The sequence below is a fragment of the Candidatus Omnitrophota bacterium genome, assembly GCA_030695905.1.
Taxonomy (GTDB): domain Bacteria; phylum Omnitrophota; class Gorgyraeia; order 2-01-FULL-45-10; family 2-01-FULL-45-10; genus CAZHPY01.
On sequence record JAUYOL010000004.1, the window covers coordinates 14740 to 39406 of the forward strand.

General features: G+C 44.4%; 26 protein-coding genes. All 26 read left to right on the top strand.

The features are described from left to right. Position 1: 1 nt before the first annotated feature. Entirely contained in the window at positions 2–1090 is a 1089-nt protein-coding gene (mraY, locus tag Q8R38_00940; protein ID MDP3790595.1) for a phospho-N-acetylmuramoyl-pentapeptide-transferase, read from the top strand. Beyond that, a complete protein-coding gene (murD, locus tag Q8R38_00945; GenBank protein ID MDP3790596.1) occupies positions 1087–2427 on the top strand; it encodes a UDP-N-acetylmuramoyl-L-alanine--D-glutamate ligase in 1341 nt (446 codons plus the stop codon). Before mraY ends, murD begins: the two co-directional genes overlap by 4 nt. Further along, on the top strand, positions 2424–3518 hold the full coding sequence (gene ftsW / locus Q8R38_00950) for a putative lipid II flippase FtsW (protein MDP3790597.1): 1095 nt from the start codon (positions 2424–2426) through the stop codon (positions 3516–3518). The genes murD and ftsW overlap by 4 nt, the downstream gene beginning before the upstream one ends. Then, complete coding sequence (gene murG / locus Q8R38_00955) at positions 3515–4615, top strand: undecaprenyldiphospho-muramoylpentapeptide beta-N-acetylglucosaminyltransferase (protein ID MDP3790598.1); 1101 nt, start codon at positions 3515–3517, stop codon at positions 4613–4615. Before ftsW ends, murG begins: the two co-directional genes overlap by 4 nt. A gap of 7 nt (positions 4616–4622) precedes the next feature. Further along, positions 4623–5996, top strand: a complete 1374-nt coding sequence (murC, locus tag Q8R38_00960; GenBank protein ID MDP3790599.1) for a UDP-N-acetylmuramate--L-alanine ligase — start codon at positions 4623–4625, stop codon at positions 5994–5996. Then, positions 5965–6864, top strand: a complete 900-nt coding sequence (gene murB / locus Q8R38_00965) for a UDP-N-acetylmuramate dehydrogenase (GenBank protein ID MDP3790600.1) — start codon at positions 5965–5967, stop codon at positions 6862–6864. Before murC ends, murB begins: the two co-directional genes overlap by 32 nt. Further along, entirely contained in the window at positions 6861–7787 is a 927-nt protein-coding gene (locus Q8R38_00970; protein ID MDP3790601.1) for a D-alanine--D-alanine ligase, read from the top strand. Before murB ends, Q8R38_00970 begins: the two co-directional genes overlap by 4 nt. Then, complete coding sequence (locus Q8R38_00975; GenBank protein MDP3790602.1) at positions 7784–8587, top strand: FtsQ-type POTRA domain-containing protein; 804 nt, start codon at positions 7784–7786, stop codon at positions 8585–8587. Before Q8R38_00970 ends, Q8R38_00975 begins: the two co-directional genes overlap by 4 nt. Beyond that, positions 8584–9654 carry a hypothetical protein gene (locus Q8R38_00980; GenBank protein ID MDP3790603.1) on the top strand — a complete coding sequence of 357 codons (1071 nt, stop codon included), beginning with the start codon at positions 8584–8586 and terminating at the stop codon, positions 9652–9654. Before Q8R38_00975 ends, Q8R38_00980 begins: the two co-directional genes overlap by 4 nt. Positions 9655–9671: 17 nt before the next feature. After that, positions 9672–10115, top strand: a complete 444-nt coding sequence (locus Q8R38_00985) for a PilZ domain-containing protein (GenBank protein MDP3790604.1) — start codon at positions 9672–9674, stop codon at positions 10113–10115. Positions 10116–10135: 20 nt separating this feature from the next. Then, on the top strand, positions 10136–10960 hold the full coding sequence (locus Q8R38_00990; protein MDP3790605.1) for a nitroreductase family protein: 825 nt from the start codon (positions 10136–10138) through the stop codon (positions 10958–10960). 17 nt (positions 10961–10977) lie between these two features. Further along, positions 10978–11763, top strand: coding sequence for a DUF4239 domain-containing protein (locus Q8R38_00995; protein ID MDP3790606.1), 786 nt, complete (start codon positions 10978–10980; stop codon positions 11761–11763). Next, positions 11751–12272, top strand: coding sequence for a YbhB/YbcL family Raf kinase inhibitor-like protein (locus tag Q8R38_01000; GenBank protein ID MDP3790607.1), 522 nt, complete (start codon positions 11751–11753; stop codon positions 12270–12272). Before Q8R38_00995 ends, Q8R38_01000 begins: the two co-directional genes overlap by 13 nt. A gap of 27 nt (positions 12273–12299) precedes the next feature. Continuing rightward, on the top strand, positions 12300–12662 hold the full coding sequence (locus Q8R38_01005; protein MDP3790608.1) for a hypothetical protein: 363 nt from the start codon (positions 12300–12302) through the stop codon (positions 12660–12662). After that, positions 12643–13461: a hypothetical protein gene (locus tag Q8R38_01010; GenBank protein MDP3790609.1), complete on the top strand. Its 819-nt coding sequence runs from the start codon at positions 12643–12645 to the stop codon at positions 13459–13461. Before Q8R38_01005 ends, Q8R38_01010 begins: the two co-directional genes overlap by 20 nt. Beyond that, positions 13448–13717, top strand: a complete 270-nt coding sequence (locus tag Q8R38_01015; protein ID MDP3790610.1) for a hypothetical protein — start codon at positions 13448–13450, stop codon at positions 13715–13717. The genes Q8R38_01010 and Q8R38_01015 overlap by 14 nt, the downstream gene beginning before the upstream one ends. Positions 13718–13787: 70 nt before the next feature. Then, positions 13788–14459 carry a YggS family pyridoxal phosphate-dependent enzyme gene (locus Q8R38_01020; protein MDP3790611.1) on the top strand — a complete coding sequence of 224 codons (672 nt, stop codon included), beginning with the start codon at positions 13788–13790 and terminating at the stop codon, positions 14457–14459. Beyond that, positions 14456–15271 (top strand): pyrroline-5-carboxylate reductase, encoded by an 816-nt coding sequence (gene proC, locus Q8R38_01025; protein MDP3790612.1) that lies wholly within the window; start codon positions 14456–14458, stop codon positions 15269–15271. The genes Q8R38_01020 and proC overlap by 4 nt, the downstream gene beginning before the upstream one ends. A gap of 4 nt (positions 15272–15275) precedes the next feature. Further along, positions 15276–15575 carry a YggT family protein gene (locus tag Q8R38_01030; GenBank protein ID MDP3790613.1) on the top strand — a complete coding sequence of 100 codons (300 nt, stop codon included), beginning with the start codon at positions 15276–15278 and terminating at the stop codon, positions 15573–15575. 10 nt (positions 15576–15585) lie between these two features. Next, positions 15586–16455, top strand: coding sequence for an S-methyl-5'-thioadenosine phosphorylase (mtnP, locus tag Q8R38_01035; GenBank protein MDP3790614.1), 870 nt, complete (start codon positions 15586–15588; stop codon positions 16453–16455). A 1-nt stretch (position 16456) separates the two neighbouring features. Next, a complete protein-coding gene (gene ileS, locus Q8R38_01040) occupies positions 16457–19177 on the top strand; it encodes an isoleucine--tRNA ligase (protein MDP3790615.1) in 2721 nt (906 codons plus the stop codon). A gap of 126 nt (positions 19178–19303) precedes the next feature. After that, positions 19304–19780, top strand: a complete 477-nt coding sequence (locus Q8R38_01045) for a TraR/DksA C4-type zinc finger protein (GenBank protein MDP3790616.1) — start codon at positions 19304–19306, stop codon at positions 19778–19780. Continuing rightward, a complete protein-coding gene (gene lspA, locus Q8R38_01050; GenBank protein ID MDP3790617.1) occupies positions 19777–20226 on the top strand; it encodes a signal peptidase II in 450 nt (149 codons plus the stop codon). The genes Q8R38_01045 and lspA overlap by 4 nt, the downstream gene beginning before the upstream one ends. Further along, positions 20211–21443, top strand: a complete 1233-nt coding sequence (locus Q8R38_01055; protein MDP3790618.1) for a 3-deoxy-D-manno-octulosonic acid transferase — start codon at positions 20211–20213, stop codon at positions 21441–21443. The genes lspA and Q8R38_01055 overlap by 16 nt, the downstream gene beginning before the upstream one ends. Continuing rightward, positions 21440–22477: a tetraacyldisaccharide 4'-kinase gene (gene lpxK, locus Q8R38_01060; GenBank protein MDP3790619.1), complete on the top strand. Its 1038-nt coding sequence runs from the start codon at positions 21440–21442 to the stop codon at positions 22475–22477. Before Q8R38_01055 ends, lpxK begins: the two co-directional genes overlap by 4 nt. Next, on the top strand, positions 22446–24389 hold the full coding sequence (locus Q8R38_01065; protein MDP3790620.1) for an ELM1/GtrOC1 family putative glycosyltransferase: 1944 nt from the start codon (positions 22446–22448) through the stop codon (positions 24387–24389). The genes lpxK and Q8R38_01065 overlap by 32 nt, the downstream gene beginning before the upstream one ends. Positions 24390–24667 lie beyond the last annotated feature (278 nt).

The window sequence follows — 24667 nt, forward strand, 5'->3', positions numbered from 1 at the left end:
AATGTTATACTATATTTTTTACTCATTAACAGGTTCTTGGTCAGGGTTCAATGTTTTCAGGTATATAACATTTCGCGCCGCCATGGCGGCGCTTACCGCGCTGGTATTGTCGCTGATATTCGGGCCTCTTGTAATAAGCTGGCTCAAAAAGTTAAAGTTCGGACAATATATAAGGAAGGAGCATGTAGAATCTATATACGATCAGCACAGGCACAAAGAAGGCACGCCTACCATGGGCGGCGTTCTTATAATAATTTCCATAACGCTTGCCACTATCCTGTGGGCCGATATATTAAATGTATATGTGCTGATGACGTTGGGTTCTTTCTTATTTCTTGGGGCGGTGGGATTCGCGGATGACTACATAAAGATAGTCAAGAAGAGGAACCTGGGCCTTAAGCCGGGGTCTAAATTTTTAAGCCAGGTATTACTGGCGTTTATAGTAGCTATATTCGTTATGGTCTTCACGCATATTCCCACCACATTGAATGTCCCGTTCTTTAAATTCTTTTCGCTGGAACTGGGGTTGCTCTATGTGCTTTTTGTGCTTATCGTGATAGCGGGCTCCAGCAACGCCGTCAATCTTACCGATGGCCTGGATGGCCTTGCGATAGGCTGCACAATAATAGCGGCGCTGGCTTACACGGTGCTTACCTACATTACCGGACACTTTAAGTTTGCTGAATATCTTAACGTATTTTATTTGGAGGGCGCGGGTGAATTAGCGGTGTTTTGCGCCGCGATGGTGGGGGCAGGATTAGGATTTTTATGGTTCAATTCATACCCCGCCACGGTATTTATGGGCGACACGGGATCTCTGGCCCTGGGCGGGGGGCTGGGAGTCGTGGCTGTATTCATAAAGAAGGAGTTGTTGCTATTTTTGGTAGGCGGCATATTTGTAATCGAAGCGCTGTCAGTGTTATTACAGGTGATATGGTTTAAGACGACAAAGAAGAGATTGTTTCTAATGTCGCCCATACATCACCACTTTCAGCTTCTGGGATGGCCTGAAGCCAAGATAACTACGCGCTTTTGGATAGTAGCCATAATACTGGCGCTGTTGAGTTTATCAACATTAAAACTACAATGAAGAATATGAAAGTTACGGTAATAGGTTTAGGGAATAGCGGACTGAACGCGGCTTTATTGCTCAAAGATTTAGGCGCCGAAGTAAGGGTTACGGAGGCTGCCGATAATGACGGAGTCAGGAGCAGCTTTAATAGGCTCGAACGCAAGGATGTGCCCTGTGAAATAGGTGGGCACACAAAAGGTTTTATGGAGGGCAGCTCCCTGGTGGTGGTTAGTCCCGGCGTCGAAGATTCATCCAGCGCGATAAAGTGGGCGAACGAGCTTAAGATACCGATAATAAGCGAGATGGAGCTGGGGTACAGGTATTGCAAGGGCAAGATCATCGCTATTACCGGCACGAACGGTAAGAGCACGGTAACGACTTTAATAGGCGAAATACTTAAAGACGGCGGATTGCACACGGTGGTATGCGGTAATATAGGGAATTCGCTTTGCGGCGAAATAGCCCGCGTAAAGAATGAAACATGGGTTGTTCTTGAGGTTAGCTCATTTCAGCTTGAAAGAATAGAGGATTTTAGGCCAAGGATAGCCATTATATTAAATATAACCGATGATCATCTGGACAGGTATTCAAAATTCAGCGATTATTTTAATGAAAAACTTAAGATATTCAGTAATCAGAATGAGAAAGACGTCCTGATTCTAAATCATGATGCCAAAGAATTGGAAGGGCTGGAGAGTAAGGCGAGGTCAAAAGTTTTGTATTATTCCAGGATTTCAAGCGTAAATGGCGCTTATTTGAAGGGTAGCGACATAATTTATAACCATAATGGCAAAGAAACGCAGATTTGTAATACCAGGGATATCAGGCTAAAGGGTTTGCATAACGTGGAGAACGTACTTGTATCAAGCCTTGCGGGAATTAGCGCGGGCGTAAAGCCCTTATTGATAAAAAATACCGTTAAAAATTTTAAAGGTTTAAGCCACAGGTTTGAGACTGTCAGCGCTATGGGCGGAGTAGAATATATAGACGATTCCAAAGGAACGACAGTCGATTCCACATACAGGGCATTGCAGTCATGTCAGAGGCCCGTGATATTGATAGCCGGCGGTAAAGATAAGAACAGCAATTACTCGGTAATAAAGGATCTTGTTAAGGATAAAGTTAAACATCTTATTCTTATAGGAGAGGCCAGGCAAAGGATAAGACAGGCGCTGGGCGATGTGGTCGAGACGCATGAGGCTGCCACAATGAACGAGGCTGTGGAGATGGCCAGAAAACTTGCCGAGGAAAATTACATGGTTCTTTTATCTCCCATGTGTTCAAGTTTTGATATGTTCAGGGACTATAAGGAGCGCGGCGATATTTTCAAAAAAGCCGTGTTAGCTATTAAATGAGGGGAACGAGGACTTCTTTACTGATTATCGTGATGATGCTCGTTGCCATAGGCATAGTCATGATATACTCCACCAGCGCTATATATGCAAATGAAAAGATGGATGACAGCCTTTATTTTTTGAAAAGACACCTCACATATCTTATCGCCGGATTTTTTATGATGCTTCTCGCGATGGCAGTAGATATCCAGACCTTAAGAAAATATTCGAAGCCCATAATGGCGCTGTCGATAATACTTTTAGTCCTTGTCCTTATCCCGCACATAGGCAGGCAGACTGCCGGGGCGAGAAGGTGGTTTAGGCTAGGCCCCTTGAATTTTCAGCCGTCGGAATTCGCCAAGATAGTTATCATGATATACCTGGCAGACTTACTGGCCAGGAAAGAGAAGGTGATAAAAAGTTTTTTACACGGATACTTACCGCCCGTTCTTGTTTTAGGGTTTGTCCTTGGGCTGGTATTGCTGGAGCCGGACCTGGGCACCGCGATAGCTATATCGGTTATAGGCATGCTGATGCTTTTTGTAAGCGGTATAAGGCCCTTATACATAGTCGGTTCAATTTTAGCGAGCTTGCCCGCGCTTTACATGTTATTATTCAGGGTGCCCTATAGAAGAAAACGCATGATGATATTTTTAAACCCATGGTCGGATAAAAGAGGCGCGGGGTTTCAGATAATACAGTCGTTTATTGCGTTGGGCTCGGGCGGGTTGTTAGGTGTTGGATTGGGGCAATCACGGCAAAAACTATTCTATCTACCTGCCTCTCACACAGATTTTATATTTTCTATAATAGGCGAGGAGTTGGGATTTTTGGGTGCCGCGAGCGTAGTCGTGCTATTTATTCTATTTGTTTGGGAGGGCATGAAGATAACATTTAAAGCGGCGGGGCAATTTGAAAAACTTTTAAGCATGGCTTTAGTCTGTCTTATAGCGCTGGAGGCTCTTATAAATATCGGAGTAACGGCAGGGGTTTTGCCGACTAAAGGACTGCCGCTTCCTTTTATAAGTTACGGAGGGACGTCGCTTATGTTTCATCTTGCCGCGGTAGGATTATTGCTTAATATAGCCAAGTCCGGCGAGGTGCATAGATGAAGGTTTTAGTCGCTTGCGGAGGGTCGGGCGGGCATATATTTCCGGCTATAGCGCTTACGCAGGGCCTGAAAGAGAGAGATAAAACTATAGAATTATTGTTTGTCGGAAGCAATAATGTCCTGGATAAACGTATATTCGAAAAGGAGCACCTTCATTATTCTTTGCTATCTTCCAACAAATTGCCGTATAAAGCATCCATGAAAACTATAATATTCTTCGTCAAACTATTTTTTGATATAATAAAATCGTTCTTTATAGTTATAAAGCATTCTCCCGACGCCGTTATAGGTTTCGGCGGTTATGTGTCAAGTCCTGTAATATTCGCGGCATATATTTTAAGAGTGCCTACAGTGATTCATGAACAGAATGTTGTGCCCGGCAGGTCGAATAGCGTCTTATTCAGGTTTGCGGACAGGATAGCTGTAAGCTTTGAGGAAACGAAAAAATATTTGGGCCGATTCAGCACCAAGGCCGTATTTACAGGGAATCCTATCAGAGCCAATCTGTTTAAGGACGACAAGGCGGAAAGCATAAAAAAATTCGGGCTTGACGCCGCGAAGTTTACGATTCTTATTATAGGCGGAAGCCAGGGCGCGCATAGTCTAAACAAAAATTTTTTACAGGCAATGGCAAAGCTCGACACGCAGAAGAGTTCGCTATTGCAGATAATACATATAACCGGCATAACAGATTATGAGTGGGTGAGCCGGGCGTATGAAGAAATCGGCATCGAGCATAGGGTATTCTCTTTTATCGATAATATAGAGCAGGCTTATAGCGTATCCGATCTTGTAGTGACGAGGTCCGGCGCTTCGGCGATATTTGAAATAGCGTATTTTGGCAGGCCCATGATACTGGTTCCGTATCCATTTGCGATGAGCCATCAGGCGGAGAATGCGAAGGTATTTTCCAGAAATGGGGCGGCGATACAGATAGATGAAAAAGAGATGTCGCCGGATATCGTAAAGAACAGGGTCGAAAGTCTTTTAGATAACAGGGCAGTTCTCGATCAGATGGCTAAAAGGGCGAAGGATTTAAGCGTTCCGGACTCATCATATAATCTTGCGGGCGAAGTTTTAAAAATTGTAAAGGGGTAATTATTAAATGATATTAGAAAAAAAGAAGATGCATTTTATCGGTATAGGCGGTATAGGCATGAGCAGCATAGCAATTATACTATTGAAGATGGGGTATAAGATTTCCGGATCGGATTTAGAGTCAAACAGCCTTACCGAAAAGTTGAAAAAATTGGGCGCGGATATTTTTATCGGGCACAGCGAGGGTAATGTTGGGCCGGATGTGGAGATAGCGGTTTACTCCTCATGTATAAATAATGCAAATCCCGAGATAGTCCAGGCAAGGCAGCGCGGTATCCCTATAGTAAAAAGGGCCGAAGTATTAGGGGAATTGCTGAACAGTAAAAAAGGCATAGCTATAACGGGTACGCATGGAAAGACCACAACCACCTCTCTTATTTCGGTGATGCTTGAAAACGGCGGACTCGACCCTACCGTTATAATAGGCGGAGAAGTAGCGCTATTCGGCAGTAACGCCAAATATGGCAACGGGGAATTTCTCGTTGCCGAAGCGGATGAGAGCGATGGCTCATTCATTTATTTAAAGCCATTTTATTCCGTAATAACAAATATAGAAATGGAACACGTGGATTACTATGGGACGCTTGAGGATTCGATAACCGCGTATGCCGCTTTCGCGAATAATACAAAGAAGCAGGGGGCATTATTTTACAATAATGACGACGAAAACATAAAGAAGATGCTTAAAAATTTTAAGGGTAAATCAGAAAGCTTTTCGTTGTATAAAGGGGCGGATATATATCCTCATGAAATAAAGATGAGCGAATTTCGTTCGTCATACCTGTGTGTCTATAAAAATGAAGTTCTCGGCAGGGTATTTTTAAAAATTCCGGGCAGGCATAACATACTTAATAGCCTTGCCGCGATACAGGTAGGTTTAAAGGCCGGGCTTTCGTTTGAAAAGATAACCCAGGGCATTCAGGATTTTACCGGCACAAAAAGGCGTTTTCACTTAAGGGCTGATTGCGAAGGGGTAATGCTCATAGACGATTATGCGCACCACCCTACAGAGATACGCGCCGTACTTGAGGCATGCGGTAATTGGAAGGGGAGGCGGCTTGTGGTGATATTCCAGCCGCACAGGTATTCGCGCACGAAGTTCCTTGCGGAAGAGTTCGGCCGCTGTTTCAAAGGCTGCCATAAGCTTATATTGACAGACATATATGCGGCCAGCGAAGAACCGATAGAGGGGATCTCTTCCAAAGTTATTTATGACAGAGTGAAAAAGCATGGTCCGGATGATGTAATAATGCTGGGTAAAAAAGAGATAGCCGATCATATTATGAAATCGAAGAAAAGCGGCGATATGATATTGGTGTTGGGCGCGGGAGATATAAAGGATATTGCGAATGAACTTTCCGAAAAACTTAATAAAAGGTGATTTAAGGGAACTCGAGGCGCTGTCCAGGCACACATCCTTTAAAATAGGCGGTCCGGCCGCTTTATGGGCACAGCCAAAGGATGTCAGTGAGTTAAAAAAGGTGGTGCTCTTTGCCAAAGAGAACAAGATCCACACATTTGTTATTGGCGGAGGCACAAATGTGCTTGCAAGCGATAAAGGTTTTAATGGGATAGTGATCCATCTTGGCTCACCCGAATTCAAGAAGGTATCCATAAAGGGTACGACCTTGAAGGCTGGGGCAGGATCCGCTACACCCGGACTGGTAAGGCTAAGCTGCGGTAAAGGTTTAAGCGGGCTTGAGAGCCTTGTCGGGATTCCCGGGACGATAGGCGGCGCGGTATATATGAATGCCGGCGGATGGTCGAGCCCGTTATACAAGAATATAGGCGACTATGTCAGCTCCCTTAAGGTAATGGACTATAATGGTCGTTTAAAGACGCTTGAAAGAGAAGACATCGAATTTGGATATAGGAGATCCAGTCTTTCAGACTATATAATAACAGAGGTAACGTTGAAACTTGGCAGAGAGGATAGTTCGGCGTTAACATCGAGATGTTTTAAATTCCTGAAGATGAAAAAAGAGAAACAGGTTCTTGATATGCCAAGCGCAGGATGTGTTTTTAAAAACCCTAAAGATTTTCAGTTCACTACCGGGCAGATGATAGACACTCTGGGCCTTAAGGGCCGCAGGGTTGGCGGCGCCGAAGTATCCGAAAAACATGCTAATTTTATAATCAACAGGAATTCCGCCACCTCGGAAGATGTATTGAAGCTTATAGATTTTGTAAGCAAGAAGGTCATGGATAGTTACAAGGTACCGCTTGAATTGGAGATCAAGATCATATGACGCGGGCGAAGTTCGGCAGGATAGGAGTGCTGGCGGGCGGGCCGTCGAACGAAAGAGAGATAAGTCTGCGTTCAGGCGAAGCCGTCTATAACGCTCTTAAGGGTGAGGGGATCGACGCTATATTTCTGGATATAAAAGACGATATACATGATGTGGTGAAAAGGAACGCTGTAGATGTAGCGTTTATAGCCTTACACGGCAGGTTTGGCGAGGACGGTACCGTGCAAAAGATGCTGGAAGACGCGCGTATTCCTTATACGGGATCCGGACCAGAGGCATCGGCCCTGGCGCTCGATAAGATAGCTTCCAAAGAAGCCTTCGTAAAAAGCGGTATTCCTGTCCCCAGATATATAGCATTCGAAAAGAACCGATTCTCTTCTACTGACGCGGATGGTATCGGGTATCCTTTGGTGGTCAAGCCGCGGTTCGAGGGCTCGAGCATAGGCTTATCGATAGTTAAAGACAGTAGCCTGTTAAAAGAGGCGCTCGAAAAAGCGTTTAAATATGGCGATGTTGTGATGCTGGAGGAATATATACACGGCAGAGAGCTCACGGTAGGCATTCTCGACGATAAGGCGCTGCCGGTTATAGAAATAGTCACGAGAAATAATGTCTATGATTATGAGGCAAAGTACAAGAACAACGATACCAGATATATCGTTCCGGCCGAGATAGGCCCGGATGCGCAAAAAAAAGCGAAAGAGCTTGGCGTAATGGCGCACAACGCGTTGGGTTGCAGGTCCTTTTCGCGTGTCGATATCATAATGGATGATAAGGGAGAGATGTTTGTGCTGGAGGTTAATACGATACCGGGAATGACCCAGCGCAGTCTCTTACCGAAAGCTGCCCAGGCTATAGGTTTGCGTTTTAACGAGCTTTGTGTTAAAATCCTTGAAAATACATTATCGGGAGCGAAAAAATGACGGTAAGAAGACAGAAAAAAAATAAGAAGATGCAGATGCCTAAGGCTATAGAGGGCCTTAAAGAATATCTTATTAAGAAGGTGGGTATTATAATAGTCTCTGTGGTATCCGTAGCTTTAGTATGGGCCTTGACTACGGCATTTTTTGAGAAGAGCGACTATTTCAGGCTCAGAGCCGTTGAAACTAAGGGCGCCCAGGACGCAAGCCTTGCCGGTATAAGAAACGATATTTTGAAGCAATATAAGGACAGGAACCTATTCAGGATAGATATAAAGGCCATCGCCAAAAGCATCGAACCGAAGTATCCCGACGCCAAAGAGATAGCGGTAAAGAGGGTATTGCCGGATAAATTATTGCTGGATCTGAAATTTCGCAGGCCCGTCGCGCTTTTAGGTAACGGCCAGGTGTACCCTATAGACAGGGAAGGCGTGATACTTGTCAATATAAACTCTATGAAATTAAAAGATTTTCCGATAATAAGAGGCATAGACCCACGGCTCGCCGGCAAGTCTTATAAGAAAAACGAGTCGAAGAATCTGGTAGTTGCGCTTAATCTTCTTGATGAGATAAGAAGGACCAGGTTTTTGGAAAAATATAATGTTCGCCTTGTTGACGCGGGCGATGTAAAGAGCCTTTCTTTTTATTTGGGGGATGGCGGCCCTGCCGTGATAATAGGGCATGAAGATTTTAGGGAGAGGCTGGCTGTATTAAAGGATACATTGCGCGATCCCAGGCTTGTGTTAGAAAAGATAAATTATATCGACGTAAGATTTAATAATGTTGCTATAAGTCCAAAATGAGCAAATCTACTATAATAACCGGTTTGGATATAAGTTCATCAAAAGTTTCCACGTTGGCTATGGAAATTTTTGGCGATGGCCATTCCGCGGTTCTTGCTTATGAAAGCCAGCCGTCAAAAGGCGTTTCCAGGGGGGGATTTTCCGATATAGCCCAGGCGTCAAATTCGGTTGCAAAGGTTTTGACGAGACTGTGCGAGAAGATAGGTAGGCCCCCCGATAATATATATGCTAACGTAAGCGGCGACTCAATAAGAGCCGAGAGGTCGAAGGGGATGGTGCCTATCTCTTCGAGAGGCCGAGAGATTACGCAGTCCGACATCTCGCGCTGTATAGACGCGGCCAGCACGATAAGGCTTACGTTCGACAGAGAGATCATACATAAGATAGTCCTGAACTTCTCGATAGACGATCAGTCGAGCATAAAGAACGCATTGGGCCTTTACGCGTCACGCTTGTACTGTGAAGTGTATATGGTAACGGCCAATCTTAACCATATTCAGAATATGTATAAGTGTGTGAATGACGCGGGGTATGATTTAAAAGAGGTTGTATATTCCGGTGTTGCGGATGGTGCCAGTCTTCTGGAGGATCCATGGAAAGACGAGGGGGTGGCTCTTGTGAATATAGGCGCATCCATTACCGAGCTTTCGATATTTTCAGGCGGAGCGCTGACATTTCTCGACGTACTTTGCTCAGGTGCCAATGATATAAAAGGACCATTAAAAGATAGTGTTGAATTTAGCAGCATAACATCACGCCTTAAATCCGATATAGAAGAATTCTCAAAAAAAGGCAGCGGGATAAAATCGGTCGTTATTGCCGGCGGCCTTGCGCTTTCGGAAGGTACCGCCGAATGTCTGGAAGAGAGGCTCGGTTATCATGTAAGAATGGGCACCGTAAAGAATGTCCATGGAAACATTTCCAGCACAGACAGCCTGCGGGCTGCTACAGCGATAGGCTTAGCCAGATACGCACTTGGTCAATATCAGCCCAGGGCGATGCAGGCGAGAAATTTTGTCCAGAACATATCTAACAGAGTGGTAGAGATATTCAATAATTATTTCTAAAATTAGGAGAGCTTAAGATGCTTTACACCGGCGAGAAAAGGCATTTTATAAGGCATCCTATCTGTTATCCGCTTGAATTTGAACACGCCCCGAAGAAAATCTCGGAAAAGACCAAGACCCTCAATGTAAGCGAAGGCGGCCTGATGTTTTTATCCAAATACGCGCTTAAGCGCGGTGAATTGATAATATTAAAGATGCCTATGCAGAATAAGATGTTCAAAGTCAAGGGCAAGGTCATGCATATAACCAAAGACAGGGATAATCCCAGCTTTTTTAATGTAGGAGTGTCATTTTATCGCTATTCTGACGCTTTTAAAGTAAAGCTTATAGAACAGTTATATCTGATAGATGAATACAGGATACTGCGATCTCTTCAGCTGGGCTATGAGATTTCGATGCATAAGGCATCGGAGGAATGGGTCAAACGATATTCCAAAAGATTTGCGCGGTTATATTGGTAGTCTAATTATGAGGCAGCCAAATGAAATATTTTGCGGTAGATAAATTTAAATGCGTCAGGTGCGGCGCATGCATAGCAGTTTGCCCGATAAAGATCTTAAAGATAGATGAAGCAAGCCGCCTTCCCGCTATGGTTAACAGGGGAGATAAGATATGCATAAAGTGCGGACACTGCATTACGGTATGTCCGCATAGAGCTATCTCTATGCAGCATATGCGCGCGGAGAGCCACCACCCGTTAAGACATGATTGGCGCATAACACCGGAAAAAGTGGAGCAACTATTAAAAGGGCGAAGAAGTATTCGTAACTATAAAAATGAGGCGGTGGACAGGGAAAAACTGAAAAAAGTTATCGATATAGCGCGATACGCGCCATCGGGGATAAATAGACAGCCGGTAAGATGGGGAATAATATACTATAAAGAAAGGGTAAGACGACTTTCGGAAGTAGTTATAAAGTGGATGCGCTTCCAAATGTCGATAGATTCGCCGCTTGCAAAGTCCATGCGCATGAAGCGTATAGTAGCCGCATGGGAGAATCATAATGACTGGATATGTCGCGGCGCTCCCCATGTCGTCATAGCTTACGCGCCAAAAAATGATTTAAGCGCCGCTCAAGATACTACCGTTGCCCTCACATATTTTGAAATTGCCGCGGCGTCGATACACCTGGGCACTTGTTGGGCGGGATATCTGGCCATTGCGATAAATATGAGCCCTGAAGTGCGCAGATTTGTATTCTTGTCGAGCAGAATGGCATGTTTTGGCGCTATGATGGTGGGTTATCCCAGATTCAGTTATCATCGAATCCCGATCCGCAATAAGCCGCATATTATATGGCGGTAAATAGGAGATAGAATAATATGCCATTTATGCAGTCCGTATTATTTACGATACCAACGCCTGTATTGTGTCTTTTAATTGTCGGAGGGTCTGTGGCTATATCTGTGGGCGCGTTGCTCGTAGTCCGATCATTTGTTCCTCACCACAGGTTGAAACAACATAATGACGTAACAGGCTCTGTATTTGCTACCGTCGGGGTACTTTACGCGGTATTACTTGCATTTGTTGTAATCGCGGTGTGGCAGGACTTTGATAAGGCTATCATTAATGTGCAAAGAGAGGCAAACTGTCTTGTGGATCTTTATAGGGATGCCGAAGCTTTTTCGCCCGATTTTAGAAGCCAGGTGCGGGGACTGTTAAAGGACTATGCGAATGCTGTTACTGGTGAAGAGTGGAAGTCTATGGAAAGAGGCCAGCCCAGCATGCGCGTTACGGAGATAGTGAAGAATGTGTGGCTTTTATATAGCTCTTATATGCCTAAGAATATTACCGAACAAACCTTTTTTGAAGAATCCGTACGCAAATTAAATGAATTAGGCGAATCGCGCCGGATGCGAATTATGTCTTCGCGTAGCGGTGTTCATCCCGTACTGTGGTTTGTGCTGGCGGTAGGCGGGATAGTTACCATGATCTTCATATCTTTTTTCGGCGCGGAAAACCTAAGAGCGCAAATTATTATGGCGTTTCTTCTCGCCATGCTGGTGGGCCTTATACTATTTACGATCGCCGTTATGGATTATCCTTTTACCGGCGGCGTATCTGTATCTTCAGAAGTATTTAAGTCAATGGCGCCATGCGTGGAATAGTTGTTTTGGCGCTGATATATTTACTCAACCCCGTATTTGCGGATGCCGCAACCGATAAGGAGACAGATATGAAACTTACCAGTCCGGCGTTTGAAGACAATTCGAATGTGCCATCCAAATTCACCTGTGAGGGGCAGGATGTAAACCCTTCTCTTGTTATCGAAAATATTCCGTCCGGGACAAAAAGCCTGGCATTAATAGTGGACGATCCTGACGCGCCGATGAAGACATGGGTTCATTGGGTAGTGTATGATATAGCTCCTGTAAATAAGATAGATGAGAATAGCGTACCCGGCAAACAGGGGGTCAATGATTTTGACAGGATGGATTGGGGAGGGCCATGTCCTCCGTCGGGAACACACCGGTACTATTTCAAGCTATATGCGCTGGACAAGATCCTGGGCCTTAAAGAGGGTGTTGGTAAAGCAACTTTAGAAAAATCCATGGAAGGGCATATAATTGCCAGAGCCCAACTGGTCGGATTATATAAACTTGGCCCCAAAAAATAGTTTTAAATAAAATTTTAGGAGGCACTAATGTCTAAGCATAGGATTATGGCCGTAATTATTATCCTTTTTTTGGCAGCGCTATTTTCTGTAGTGCCATCTTACTCTCAAGATGACAATCCCCCTATATGGGATAGGCGCGGCAGTGATCCTATAGTTAGGACGATCGATGGCAAGGTAATATCGGTTGACCCGCAGGATTCGACGATTACGGTGAAGATGGTGGAGGCGCTCGTAATTTCTGTTCCATCTTCAGCCAGCGTTACTAATAAAGATGGTTTTAGCATACAGTTGTCGCAGATAAATCCCGGCAATTATGTTATGGTGGAATATTATGACGACAAGTCAGGCAAGCATATAGCCAGGGGAATTAATGTCGAATACGGCGATTAGGCTGATAATAACCGCAGCACTTATTCTGGCCACATCTATTTTCACGCGACCTGCTTTTTCTCAGGAAGAAACCGAATATAAAAAATTCAAACTCGAGGACGCTTCTTGCGACGTAGGTGTGCGTTATAAGAATACTCCGCAAGGCCTGATCGTCGGTATCTGCGCCATCGCGACCGGCAAGGGGGCAGAATTCCGAAAATGGAGCGTATCCGAAATAAAAATTCGCGTAGGCGATAAAAGATTAAGGCCGGACAAGGACGGCAAGTCCTATGTTACTGAAGAATCGCTTTTCAGAGTGCCTGGAGCTGTTATATTCGCCGCGATAGGCGCGTTTGGGGAATATGGCGGAAGTAATTTTAATAATAATTTTTCAAAAGTGGGAATGGCGCTCGGCTTGGGCCTTATAGCCTTACAGGCAAAAGGCGAGATAACGGGTGAACGCTGTGTATTTTATATACCCAAAGAAGTTGCCGAAAAGATAGAGGAAGGCAAAGATAATATTGAAATTGTCGTAGAGAATGAGGGCCTGCATATTAAAGAAAATATAAAGATAGGGCTTGTTATACCTACAGGCGATACTGTGAAGAAATATAATTTTGACAATATGAATGAAGACGAGTTATCAAATAGGATGGACATAATCAGATCCGAGATAGTTTCGCTTGAAGAGCGGCAATCGTCATATAAATATGGCCAAGATCCGCAATACGACGCTATTCAAAAGAAGATAGAGGGTCTTGAAACAGAGCGTGGTCTCGCCTACAACGCATGGTTCGAAAAAAGGCATGGACGAGATTAGTTACAGCAAAAAACAGGACGCATATTTTCTTGAGCATGAAGCGCTGTGCAAGCGATGCGGAAGGTGTTGCGGCGCCGATACGGCAGAACCTTGCTCAAACCTCGTCAAAGATCCAAGCGGTAAATTCTATTGCAAATCCTACGAAAATAGACTAGGGCTTCAGCGCACAATCTCCGGCCGCACCTTCACATGTGTCGATATAAGAGATGTCCTCGCCAAAGGCCTTCCATACGAAGGCTGCGGCTACGCTGCCTGAAAATTTGACATCCCACTTCTGCTTGACTTTTGACGGCATTTGTGATATCTTATCCCGTCATTAAAACCTTATGATAGCCGATAACTTAAGAGACGTAACGCTAAGAATATCAAGGTGTTGCGAGAAGTCTGGCAGGTTCGCATCGAGCGTTAAGCTGGTATGCGTTTCCAAGCAGGCATCCATAGACCAGATGAGAGAAGTTATGGGCCTTAATCGTAGGGATTTTGGCGAGAATAGACTCCAGGATGCCATTGTTAAGTATAAGTCTATAGGTGATAGGGCGATATGGCATCTGATAGGGCACCTGCAGACGAACAAAGTTAAAGATGCTGTAAAAATATTCTCGCTTATACATTCCGTAGATAGCGTCCGCCTGGCTAAAGAGATATCCAAAGAGGCGAATAAGATAGATAAAATACAAGATATACTCATCCAGGTCAATACATCGGGGGAGATGAGTAAATTCGGCATTGCTCCGGGGGAAGTTTTAAGTTTAGTTAGGGAAATTAGTTTATATCCTAATATTAATATATTAGGCCTTATGACTATAGCCCCTGAAGTGGATGATCCCGAGAAGGTTAGGCCATATTTCAGGAGATTAAGACAGCTTAGTGATGAAATAGCGGGCTTACAGCTTACAGCTTATAGCCTACAGCTTTCGATGGGCATGACAAACGATTTTGAAGTTGCCATAGAAGAGGGCGCGACGATGGTGCGAATAGGGAGGGCGATATTCAAATGATGAATAAAAAGATAGGGATTATCGGCTGCGGCAATATGGGCGAAGCGATCCTTGGCAGACTCGTTAACGTAATGGAGAAGAGCACCTCTATTATGGTCAGCGAGTTCGACGCCAAGAGAAGAGATTATCTTCAGGGTAAATATAAGATGATAATCGAAATAGATAACAACGAAATCGTTAAATTCTCCGACGTTATTATACTCGCGGTGAAGCCTAAAGATATCGATGGCTTATTGAAGCAGGAAGTATGCTGCGGCGTTTCAAAAAATAAGCTTATAATCTCAATAGCGGCCGGAATTACAATAAAACATATCGAAGATATGGTAGGAAAAGATGTGCCGGTTATAAGGGCTATGCCTAACCTGGGCGCTATAATCGGCCATGCAGTGACAAGCTTGAGCGCGGGAGAGTCGGTGAACAAAGAAGATATCGAGCTTGCCAAAAATATATTTTCTCTTATAGGAGACGTTGTAGAGGTTGATGAGAAATTAGTGGATGCCGTTACGGCAGTAAGCGGGAGCGGGCCGGCATATTTCTTCTATTTTGTGGAATCGCTTTATGAAGTGGCACAAGAGCTAAAACTGCCGCCTGGAATAGCGAAGGCGCTTGTTATTAAGACGGCCCTTGGAAGCATAAAATTGCTTGACGAACTTAAAGAAGACCCCGCGGCCTTAAGGAAAAAGGTTACATCAAAGGGCGGGACGACAGAAGCGGCATTCAAGGTGCTGGAGTATAAAAAAGTAAAAAATATAATCAAGGACGCGGTAAAGGAAGCCTGCAAGCGTTCGAAAGAAATATCTAAGGGGAAATAACCATATGTTCGTAGCGGGTAATTTTGTAGTGGCGATCGCCACAATATTGGATTACATCCTGACAATAGCGAATTGGTTGATAATAATAAGGGCTCTTATAAGCTGGGTCAATCCGGATCCATACAATGTGATAGTGCGGTTTTTATACAAGACGACGGAGCCTTTGCTGGCTCCTTTTAGAAGATTTCTGCCGGCATATTCTATAGGTATAGATCTATCGCCCATATTTGCGCTCTTGGTAATATGGTTCCTGAAATTATTTTTGGTAAGAACTCTATACGGTTTCGCTATGAGATTGGGATAGGAAGGATTTTATGGCTGGAAAGATTGGTATCATAGGCGGAAGCGGTTTTTATCACATAGACGGCATAAAAGATATTAAAGAGGTGAAGGTAAAGACGCCTTTTGGGGATCCGTCCAGTGAATTTATAACCGGTGGTCTGGAAGGTAAAGAAGTCGTATTTTTGGCAAGACACGATAAGGGCCACAGGATCCTTCCGAGCGAAATAAATTACCGTGCCAATATATACGGGATGAAGAAGCTCGGCGTTGAGAGGATAATATCCGTGTCCGCATGCGGAAGCCTTAAAGAGGAGTTGAAGCCACTCGACATAGTGATACCTATGCAATTCGTAGATAGGACAAATTACGGCCGACAGATGACGTTTTTCGGCAGCGGTATAGTGGCGCATATACAGTTTGCCGAGCCTATATGCCCGCATCTATCCAAGGCGCTGTACGAGGCGGGAATGGCCCTGGGAGCCAATATGCATCTGGGCGGCACATATTTAAACATGGAGGGGCCGCAATTTTCCACAAAGGCGGAATCTTATCTCTACAGGTCATGGGGGATGGATATAATCGGTATGACAAATTTAGCGGAAGCTAAGCTTGCCAGGGAAGCCGAAATTTGTTACTCGACACTCGCTTGCATTACGGATTACGATTGCTGGCACATGGATCAATCCGTAGAGTCAGTATCTATAGAGATGATAGTGCAGAATCTTTGCAAAAATGTGGATAAGTCAAAAGGCATAATCAAGACGGTATTGAAGAAATTGGGCAACGAACGAACCTGTGTATGCGCGTCAGCGCTTAAGGATTCTATCGTAACGAGGCCTGAATCTATACCTCAAAAAACGAAGAAGGATTTGGATCTGATAATTGGAAAATATATTAAATAAGATGGACTACAAAAATACATTAAATCTACCGAAGACGGATTTCCCGATGAAGGCGGATCTGCCCAATAGGGAGCCGAAGTTTGTGAAGCATTGGCAGGATATAGGCCTTTATGAGAAGCTGCGCAAACTTTATAAAGGAAAGAAGAAATTTATTCTTCATGACGGGCCGCCATACGCTAATGGCAATATACACATGGGCCATGCTCTTAATAAAATATTGAAGGATATAGTGATACGGTATCAAACTATGCGCGGGTTCGATTCGCCATATATCCCCGGATGGGACTGCCACGGGCTTCCCGTAGAGCATCAGCTCTTCAAGGAATTGAAGATGACGAAGTACGATATCGACCAGGTAAAGTTTAGGAAGAAAGCGTATGACTACGCCATGAAATATGTGGCCATCCAGAGGGAGCAATTTAAGCGTCTTGGAATAATGGGTGGATGGGAAACGCCGTACCTGACTCTTTCAAGGGATTATGAGGCCCAGATCGTAAGGTCATTTGGCAAACTGGTGGACAAAGGCTACGTATACAAAGATCTAAAACCGGTCAACTGGTGCGCTACCTGCGAAACGGCATTGGCGGAAGCGGAGGTTGAATATGAGAATAAAACCTCGCCGTCCATTTATGTAACGTTTAATCTTAAGGATAATGTCTATTTTATCATCTGGACCACGACACCATGGACATTATTGGCAAACGTCGCGATAGCTCTTCACCCTGAAGCTGAATATGTATTTGCGGATGTCGCCGGAGGCAAGACATATATACTCGCTAAAGCGCTTCTCGATAATGTTATGGCCAAGATCGGGATCAAGGATTATAAGATATCGAAGACCGTTAAAGGTAAAGAACTCGAAGGCCTTGAGGTGAAGCATCCTTTTATAGATAGAAAAGCGAAGGTGGTTACCGCAAGCTACGTTTCTATGGAAGATGGCGCCGGCTGTGTTCATACCGCGCCCGGCCACGGGCAGGAAGATTATATGACGGGTAAGCGCTATAACCTGCCGACTATAATGCCCGTAGACTCAAAAGGTAAATTTGACAGTTCTTGCGGCGAATTCAGCCATATGGATGTTATAAAAGCGAATAAGCCTATACTTGAAAAACTGGCATCCATTAAACATCTTTTGCATGAAGAAGAGGTCACGCACTCATACCCGCATTGCTGGCGCTGCAAGAGGCCGATCATCTTCAGGGCAACGGAGCAGTATTTTTTAAGAATAGACCATAAAGATTTAAGAAAGCGCATGCTTAAGAGTATATCTTCGGATATAAAATGGATACCGCAGGTCGGAGAGTCAAGGATCTCCTCAATGGTAGAGAACAGGCCCGACTGGTGTTTGTCGCGTCAACGGTACTGGGGCGTGCCTATAGTGGCTTTCTATTGCACTTCATGCAACGAAGTGCTGTTAGACGCAAAAGTTATAGAACATGTGGCGTCTATCTTTGAAAAGGAGAGCGCGGATGCCTGGTTTATCAATAAAGAAGAGGATCTAATACCAGCGGGAACAAAGTGTAAAAAATGCGGCAAGTCCGGATTCAGAAAAGAGACCGACATCCTTGACGTATGGTTCGATTCCGGTATAAGCCATCAGGCTGTATTGAAAAATAACAAAGATCTTGATTATCCATGTGAGCTGTATCTGGAAGGCTCCGATCAGCACAGGGGATGGTTTCAGTCGGCTTTGATAACCGGTATGGGCATCGACGAAAGACCGCCCTATAAGAGCGTACTCACGCATGGTTTTGTTGTAGATGGCGAAGGTAAAAAGATGTCGAAGTCTTTGGGGAACGTAATAACGCCCGAAGAAGTCATGAAGAAATATGGCGCAGATATATTGAGATTATGGGTAGCGTCGAGTGACTATTCGGAAGATATAAGGATGTCGGGTGAGATATTGACGCGCCTGGCAGATGCCTATAGAAAGATCCGCAATACATACAAGTATCTATTGAGTAACTTATATGACTTCGATCCTGAAAAAGACAAAGTCGAGTACAAGAATATGCTCGAGATAGACAGGTGGATACTGAATGAACTCGCAGCTCTTGTAAAAGACTCGAGTCGTAACTATGAGACTTACGCGTTCCATAAAGTGTATCGGGATGTGTATAATTTCTGCGTTAATGAAGTCTCGTCTATATATCTTGATGTGTTGAAGGACAGGATGTATACATTTTCAAAGTCTTCTCCGGAGAGGAAAAGCGGCCAGACCGCGATGTTCGAGGTGCTTTCGGCGCTATTAAAGATAATGGCGCCTCTGTTAGCGGTTACGACCGATGAAGCATGGGGATATCTGTCGGTCAAAGATAAAAAAGAGTCGGTTCATTTAGAGTCATGGCCGGATGAGAGCATATGTCAAAAGTGGATAGATAAAGAGCTTGAGGATAAATGGAAAGTCCTGGCGGGTGTCAGAGAAACGGTATTGAAGAAGATAGAAGAGAAGCGTTCCCGGGGAGATATAGGCGCGAGCCTCGAGGCGGCGGTTACAGTGGTGACCAACGATGCTAAGACAATGAAGATATTGTCAGAGGATAAAGATTTCCTGCGGTATCTATTTATAGTTTCACAGGCCAATATTGAAGAAGGTGAGCCGGACATATTGGTTCAGAAGGCCGCAGGGATAAAGTGTTCAAGATGTTGGAATTATAGCGACACGGTAGGCATGGATAAGGCCCATCCTACACTTTGTGAAAGATGCATAAAGAATATTTAGGGTCTATTTCGCTGTTCAACATGTATAATTCGGGTACAGCTTCGTAGGACTTCGCTACTGATTCCTGCGAAGCCCTACCAGTTATGATAGGTTGAAGGGCGGAGCAGAAAAGGAGAATAAGGTAATATGAAGAAAAAGAATAAGATGATCAAGAAGAAAGCGGTAAAAAGAATGAAAGTAAAAGCGAAGAACGCTGTGAAGAAAGCAGAGAAGACGTTTAAGATTAAAAAAATGTCAAGCAAGGATCTGAAGAAATATAAAGAGCTTCTTCTCAAGGAACGCGAGAAGATCGGGAGCGGCATTAATCACATAGCCCAGGATACGCTCAAGACATCCCAAAGGGACGCGTCGGGGGATCTTTCCGGTTACTCATTTCATATGGCGGATATGGCCAGCGACAACTATGAAGTAGAATTCTCTTTAGGCAGAGCCAGTGACGAACAGGATGTTCTCTACTCTATAGATGAGGCATTGAAGAGGGTGGCGGATGGCACATACGGCAATTGTCCGCAGTGCGGAAAACAGATACCGAAAAGACGGCTTGACGCCATACCGCATACGGAACTTTGTATAGCTTGCCAGTCCAAGAATGAAAGCAAATGACCTGTCTGGTTTTGATAGCGTCGCTGGTTATCATAATTGACAGACTTGCCAAGTTTCTGGTATTCAACAATATGCTCGAAGGGCAGTCCGTAGAAATCTTGCCCAAGATTTTTCACATCACACTGGTGTTGAATACCGGTGCAGCCTTTGGATTATTCAAAGACAAAAACCAATTCTTCATAGTCATGTCTTTCATCGTTGTCGCGCTTATATTTGCGTACGTATGGCTCGGCAAGCGCAAGGACCTCGTCAGCTTAAGCGCGCTGGGCCTTATTCTTGGCGGAGCGGCCGGCAACGTGATAGACCGCCTTATATTTGGCCATATTATAGATTTCCTGGATTTTCGCGTATGGCCCGTATTCAATGTGGCCGATTCATCAATAACTATTGGCGCTGTATTACTGGTTTTGAGGTTATTCTCCGGTAAAAAATGCTGTACTCAATAGGATTTTTTATATTTTCACTGCTTTATCTGCCTACCCTTATCTTTAAGGGCAAGCTTCACGCGGATTTTGGCGAGAGGTTTGCCATATTTGATAAGATGAAGGAGAGGGCTCTGCTTTCCGGCAGGGACCGCATATGGATACAGGCGGTTAGTGTAGGCGAAGTCGCGCTTTGTAAGAGCTTTATACCGGTTTTGAAAGAAAAATTCCCGGATCGGGATATAGTCATTTCGACTATAACCAAGGCAGGGAATGACCTGGCCCGAAAAATTTTCGGCAAAGATGTTGTAATCATATATTTTCCTCTCGATTTTAAGGCTATAGTTAGAAAAACGATAAGCCTGATTAAACCCGCTTTATATATAATGATAGAGACTGAGATATGGCCCAATCTTTTGGCGGAGCTTTCTTCGCGCGCTATATCTTCAGCGCTTATTAACGGCAGGATATCCGATCGTTCCATAGGAAAATACAGGTTCGCAAAGCCATTTTTGAAGAAGACCCTGGAAAGTATAAATATATTTTGTATGCAGGATAGCATAGATGCCGAGAGAATAATAGAATTGGGCGCGCCGAAGGAGAGGGTAAGGATAACGGGCAATATGAAATTCGATATAGAGCTTCCGGCAAATGTAAAAGATATCGAGGCGGTACGCGACCTGTTTGGGCTCAAAGCTGGCGAAGAGCTATTCGTAGCAGGGAGTACGCGCGAGGGCGAAGAAGAGATTGTTCTCGATGTATTTAATAGGCTTTTGGCCGATTTCCCGAATTTAAGGCTGCTCATAGCCCCAAGGCATATTGATAGGGCAGTCCAGATCGATAAGTTAATACAGACCCTGACCCCAGATTCTAAATCCCGGATTATATTGCTCGACACGATAGGCCATCTTAATGAGGCGTACTCTGTCGCAACTATTGTTTTTGTAGGCGGCAGTCTTATAAAACACGGGGGGCATAATCCTATAGAGCCGGCATATTTTGCCAAGCCGATACTCTTCGGGCTTAATATGTTTAATTTTAAATATATCGCAGCCGTTTTTTTAAGGAACAAGGCCGCGCTGCAGGTTTTTAACGGTGAAGACCTTTACGAAAAATGTAAACTTCTTTTACGTGATGCCGCAGCAAGGGGCCTTTTGGGTAAAAATGCGAAGAAGACGATCGTTGAAAATGCCGGCGCGACGGGGAAAAATGTTATCGAAATCGCGGGAGTCTTGAAATGAGGGACTTCATATATTCGTTAATGACCGATAAGAAGAATGGTTTTTTCTACGACATCTTTAAATTTAAGCTCTATCTGGTTTCGCTTATATATGGTTTCGCTATAGCGGTCAGAAGAGTCTTTTATAAATTCGGCATATTTAAGATGCGTAAGGCGCCCCTTAAGGTTATAAGCGTCGGGAACATAACTTTAGGCGGTACGGGTAAGACGCCTTTCGTGGTGACACTGGGCCACATTTTAGAGTCGGAGCTTAAGAAGAACGCGTGTGTGCTTATACGCGGTTATGGCTGGGACGAGCAGGCGATGCTGAAGAATAAACTCACCGATATACCGGTTCTTGTAGGCGAAGACAGGGCGCGCTCGGCTTTGAAAGCGGTTAAGCTTTATGGTTCAAATACAGCGATACTTGACGATGGATTTCAGCATTGGGAGCTTGGCCGGGATCTTGATATAGTGCTTGTCGATTCAAGGAATCCTTTCGGTAATTTGCAATTATTTCCCAGGGGAGTATTAAGAGAGCCCAAAAAGGCTTTGCAGAGGGCTGACATTATAGTTTTTACGAAAACTGACGGAAAGAATATCAATTTGGAAAATTTAAAGGCCGAGGCAGGCAATATAAACAGAACCGCTGTTTTTTTGGAAGCTGTTCATAAGCCGACTTATTTATATGAGAACAAAACTAGGATCACGCGCGATCTTTCTTATGTAAAGGGCAAGCGCGTTATCTTATTCTCAAGCATAGGCGATCCGTCGCATTTTGAAGAGACCGTCAGGGCCATGGGCGCGGAAGTGGTCGAGCACATAAAATTTACGGATCACCATAACTACAAGAAGAGCGACATAGAGCATATTTTAAAAAGATGCAGCGAAAGAAGTTTTGACTTCGTGCTTACGACAGAAAAGGATATCGTGAAATTAAACAGGCTCGGGCTGTATATTGGATCCTATACAGTCATGGTTGTAGTGATAAACCTTGAAATAACGCTGGGGAAGGAGATCTTGATTGATAGACTCAATCGCCTCTATACTCGTTAGAGGGCTGAATATCATATTTCATTTTATTCCAATAGAGTTCAACCTTTGGATAGGCAGGCGTATAGGTTCCGCTGCCTTCTTTATTAATAAGAAAAGGCGCATGATAGCCTACGCCAATCTTAAGGCAGCGTTCGCGAACGAGAAGCCCCCGAAAGAGTTGCGTGCGATCACTAAAAGAGTTTATATAAACCTCGTCCAAAGCTTTGCCGAGATCTTAAGCCTTACCAAGGTAAGTAAATCCTATGTGAATAAATATGTTGAAGTTGTAAATATGAACCGTATAGAGGACGCCGGGAAATCAGGCAGGGGCACCATACTTCTCACGGCTCACTACGGCGACTGGGAACTGTCGAGCCTGGTAAGCGCTATGAAGGGTTTTCCTATAACGGTCCTTGCCCGCGAGCAGAAGATGAAACGGCTTAATGAACTTTTAAACCGCCTCAGAGAGTCGAAGGGATGTAAGGTTGTAAGGAAGGGGATGTCCACAAAGCTTATCTTCAAAGAACTTTATAAGAAGGATATGGTAGGGATATTGTCGGATCAGGATGCCGGCAAGAACGGTACTTTTGTAAACTTTTTTGGCAGGCCAACATCGGCGCATGTCGGGCCTTTTGAAATAGCCAAGCATACGGATTCTATAATATTACCCAATTTTATCGTAAGGACGGCCGGTCCATTTCATAAATTATACCTGGAAGATTACATAGATATGAGGGATGCCAAAACTCAGGAAGATGTGAAGGATAGTCTGCAGAAATATATGTCTTTGCTGGAAAAGTACATCAGGCAGTATCCTGATCAGTGGTTATGGCTTCACAAGAGGTGGAAATCCACCCCAAAAAGGACCATCCTTGTTTTAAATGACGGCAAGGCGGGCCATCTGAACCAATCGCTTGCGGTAGCGCGCGAGATACAGAGGGCGAGGATGACCCAGGGATACAAAATAGAGGATACTTCAATAGTTACGGTGAGTGTTGAGTATAAAAACAAATTATTAAGACTTCTATTGGCATGTATTGTGCCCTTTGCAAGTTGGCGCTGTCAGGGCCGCATGTATTGCTTGAGGATGTGCCTGAAGAAAGATTCTTACGAAAATTTAATGAAGACATACGCGGAATTTATAGTCTCCTGCGGTTCGAGCTTAGCTCCCGTGAATGTATTTATGAAAAAGGAAAACAACGCCAGGAATGTTGTAATTATGAAGCCGTGCCTTTTATTCGGTTTAAGAAAGTTTAATTTTATAATCGCGCCCAAACATGACAGAATATGTGAACGTAAAAATGTTGTTATTACGACTTTAGCGCCCAATCTGGTGGACAGCCAGGCGCTGAAAGCCGCGGGAGAGAAATTGTCGGCCGGTGTGCGACTTGAAGGCAACAAGGTTATGGGGCTTCTGATAGGCGGCGATAATCCGGAGTTCAGGCTTTCGGGAGATTTATTAAAAAAAGTCATAAACGATGTGCTCAAAGTTTGCGAATCGAATAACGCGGATCTGCTGGTAACGACTTCCAGGCGCACAAATAAAGAGCAGGAGTCGATTATAAAATCTATGTTACAGGGTAACTCCAGATGTAAACTGCTTGTAATAGCGAATGAGAGCAATCCAGAAGAGACGCTGACAGGCATACTGGCCTTAAGTAACGTCGCTATCGTTTCGGGCGAATCAATATCAATGATTTCCGAGGCGGTGAGTTCAGGTAAAAAGACAGTAGCTTTTGGCCTTAAGAAGAAGAAAAATTCTATTACAAAACACGAACGTGTTCTCGAAAATCTGGCAAGAGATGGGTACATATCAATAGCCAGGGCCGGAGAGATGATATCGCTGGCCTCAAGAGCGCTAAAAGACACGTCGCCCGCGAAAAAGGTCGGAGATACGGACAAAATTTACGAAGCCATGAGGGCGCTCATATAAAATTTTTCTCATGCTGCACGGCGGACCTTGCGGGATTCCACCTTCAGCGGACATAAATTTGGATTGGGCATCCAAATTTACTCGGAAAATTTTTGATGGCCGTCTAACCTGGCAACTATTATACAATTGCCCAGTTTGTCCGGCCGTTCTGGATCGCCAAAAGGAATCAAAATTTTTGACGCCGCTTCAGGCGGAATCCCGCAAGGTCCGCCTGTGAAATGGGCGAAAAATTTTACGATCTGAGGCAGTTTAGGCCTAACCCTTTTGATCAAGAACAG

Coding starts and splice junctions, on each gene's coding strand:
- Q8R38_00985 (MDP3790604.1), top strand. CDS start 9,672: ATGCTTTACACCGGCGAGAAAAGGCATTTTATAAGGCATCCTATCTGT.
- lpxK (MDP3790619.1), top strand. CDS start 21,440: ATGAGGGACTTCATATATTCGTTAATGACCGATAAGAAGAATGGTTTT.
- Q8R38_00975 (MDP3790602.1), top strand. CDS start 7,784: ATGACGGTAAGAAGACAGAAAAAAAATAAGAAGATGCAGATGCCTAAG.
- Q8R38_01000 (MDP3790607.1), top strand. CDS start 11,751: ATGCGTGGAATAGTTGTTTTGGCGCTGATATATTTACTCAACCCCGTA.
- ftsW (MDP3790597.1), top strand. CDS start 2,424: ATGAGGGGAACGAGGACTTCTTTACTGATTATCGTGATGATGCTCGTT.
- proC (MDP3790612.1), top strand. CDS start 14,456: ATGATGAATAAAAAGATAGGGATTATCGGCTGCGGCAATATGGGCGAA.
- Q8R38_01055 (MDP3790618.1), top strand. CDS start 20,211: ATGCTGTACTCAATAGGATTTTTTATATTTTCACTGCTTTATCTGCCT.
- Q8R38_01010 (MDP3790609.1), top strand. CDS start 12,643: ATGTCGAATACGGCGATTAGGCTGATAATAACCGCAGCACTTATTCTG.
- murB (MDP3790600.1), top strand. CDS start 5,965: ATGAACTTTCCGAAAAACTTAATAAAAGGTGATTTAAGGGAACTCGAG.
- mraY (MDP3790595.1), top strand. CDS start 2: ATGTTATACTATATTTTTTACTCATTAACAGGTTCTTGGTCAGGGTTC.
- Q8R38_01020 (MDP3790611.1), top strand. CDS start 13,788: ATGATAGCCGATAACTTAAGAGACGTAACGCTAAGAATATCAAGGTGT.
- Q8R38_01005 (MDP3790608.1), top strand. CDS start 12,300: ATGTCTAAGCATAGGATTATGGCCGTAATTATTATCCTTTTTTTGGCA.
- Q8R38_01030 (MDP3790613.1), top strand. CDS start 15,276: ATGTTCGTAGCGGGTAATTTTGTAGTGGCGATCGCCACAATATTGGAT.
- lspA (MDP3790617.1), top strand. CDS start 19,777: ATGACCTGTCTGGTTTTGATAGCGTCGCTGGTTATCATAATTGACAGA.
- Q8R38_00970 (MDP3790601.1), top strand. CDS start 6,861: ATGACGCGGGCGAAGTTCGGCAGGATAGGAGTGCTGGCGGGCGGGCCG.
- Q8R38_01045 (MDP3790616.1), top strand. CDS start 19,304: ATGAAGAAAAAGAATAAGATGATCAAGAAGAAAGCGGTAAAAAGAATG.
- mtnP (MDP3790614.1), top strand. CDS start 15,586: ATGGCTGGAAAGATTGGTATCATAGGCGGAAGCGGTTTTTATCACATA.
- murC (MDP3790599.1), top strand. CDS start 4,623: ATGATATTAGAAAAAAAGAAGATGCATTTTATCGGTATAGGCGGTATA.
- Q8R38_01015 (MDP3790610.1), top strand. CDS start 13,448: ATGGACGAGATTAGTTACAGCAAAAAACAGGACGCATATTTTCTTGAG.
- ileS (MDP3790615.1), top strand. CDS start 16,457: ATGGACTACAAAAATACATTAAATCTACCGAAGACGGATTTCCCGATG.
- Q8R38_00980 (MDP3790603.1), top strand. CDS start 8,584: ATGAGCAAATCTACTATAATAACCGGTTTGGATATAAGTTCATCAAAA.
- murG (MDP3790598.1), top strand. CDS start 3,515: ATGAAGGTTTTAGTCGCTTGCGGAGGGTCGGGCGGGCATATATTTCCG.
- Q8R38_00995 (MDP3790606.1), top strand. CDS start 10,978: ATGCCATTTATGCAGTCCGTATTATTTACGATACCAACGCCTGTATTG.
- Q8R38_00990 (MDP3790605.1), top strand. CDS start 10,136: ATGAAATATTTTGCGGTAGATAAATTTAAATGCGTCAGGTGCGGCGCA.
- murD (MDP3790596.1), top strand. CDS start 1,087: ATGAAGAATATGAAAGTTACGGTAATAGGTTTAGGGAATAGCGGACTG.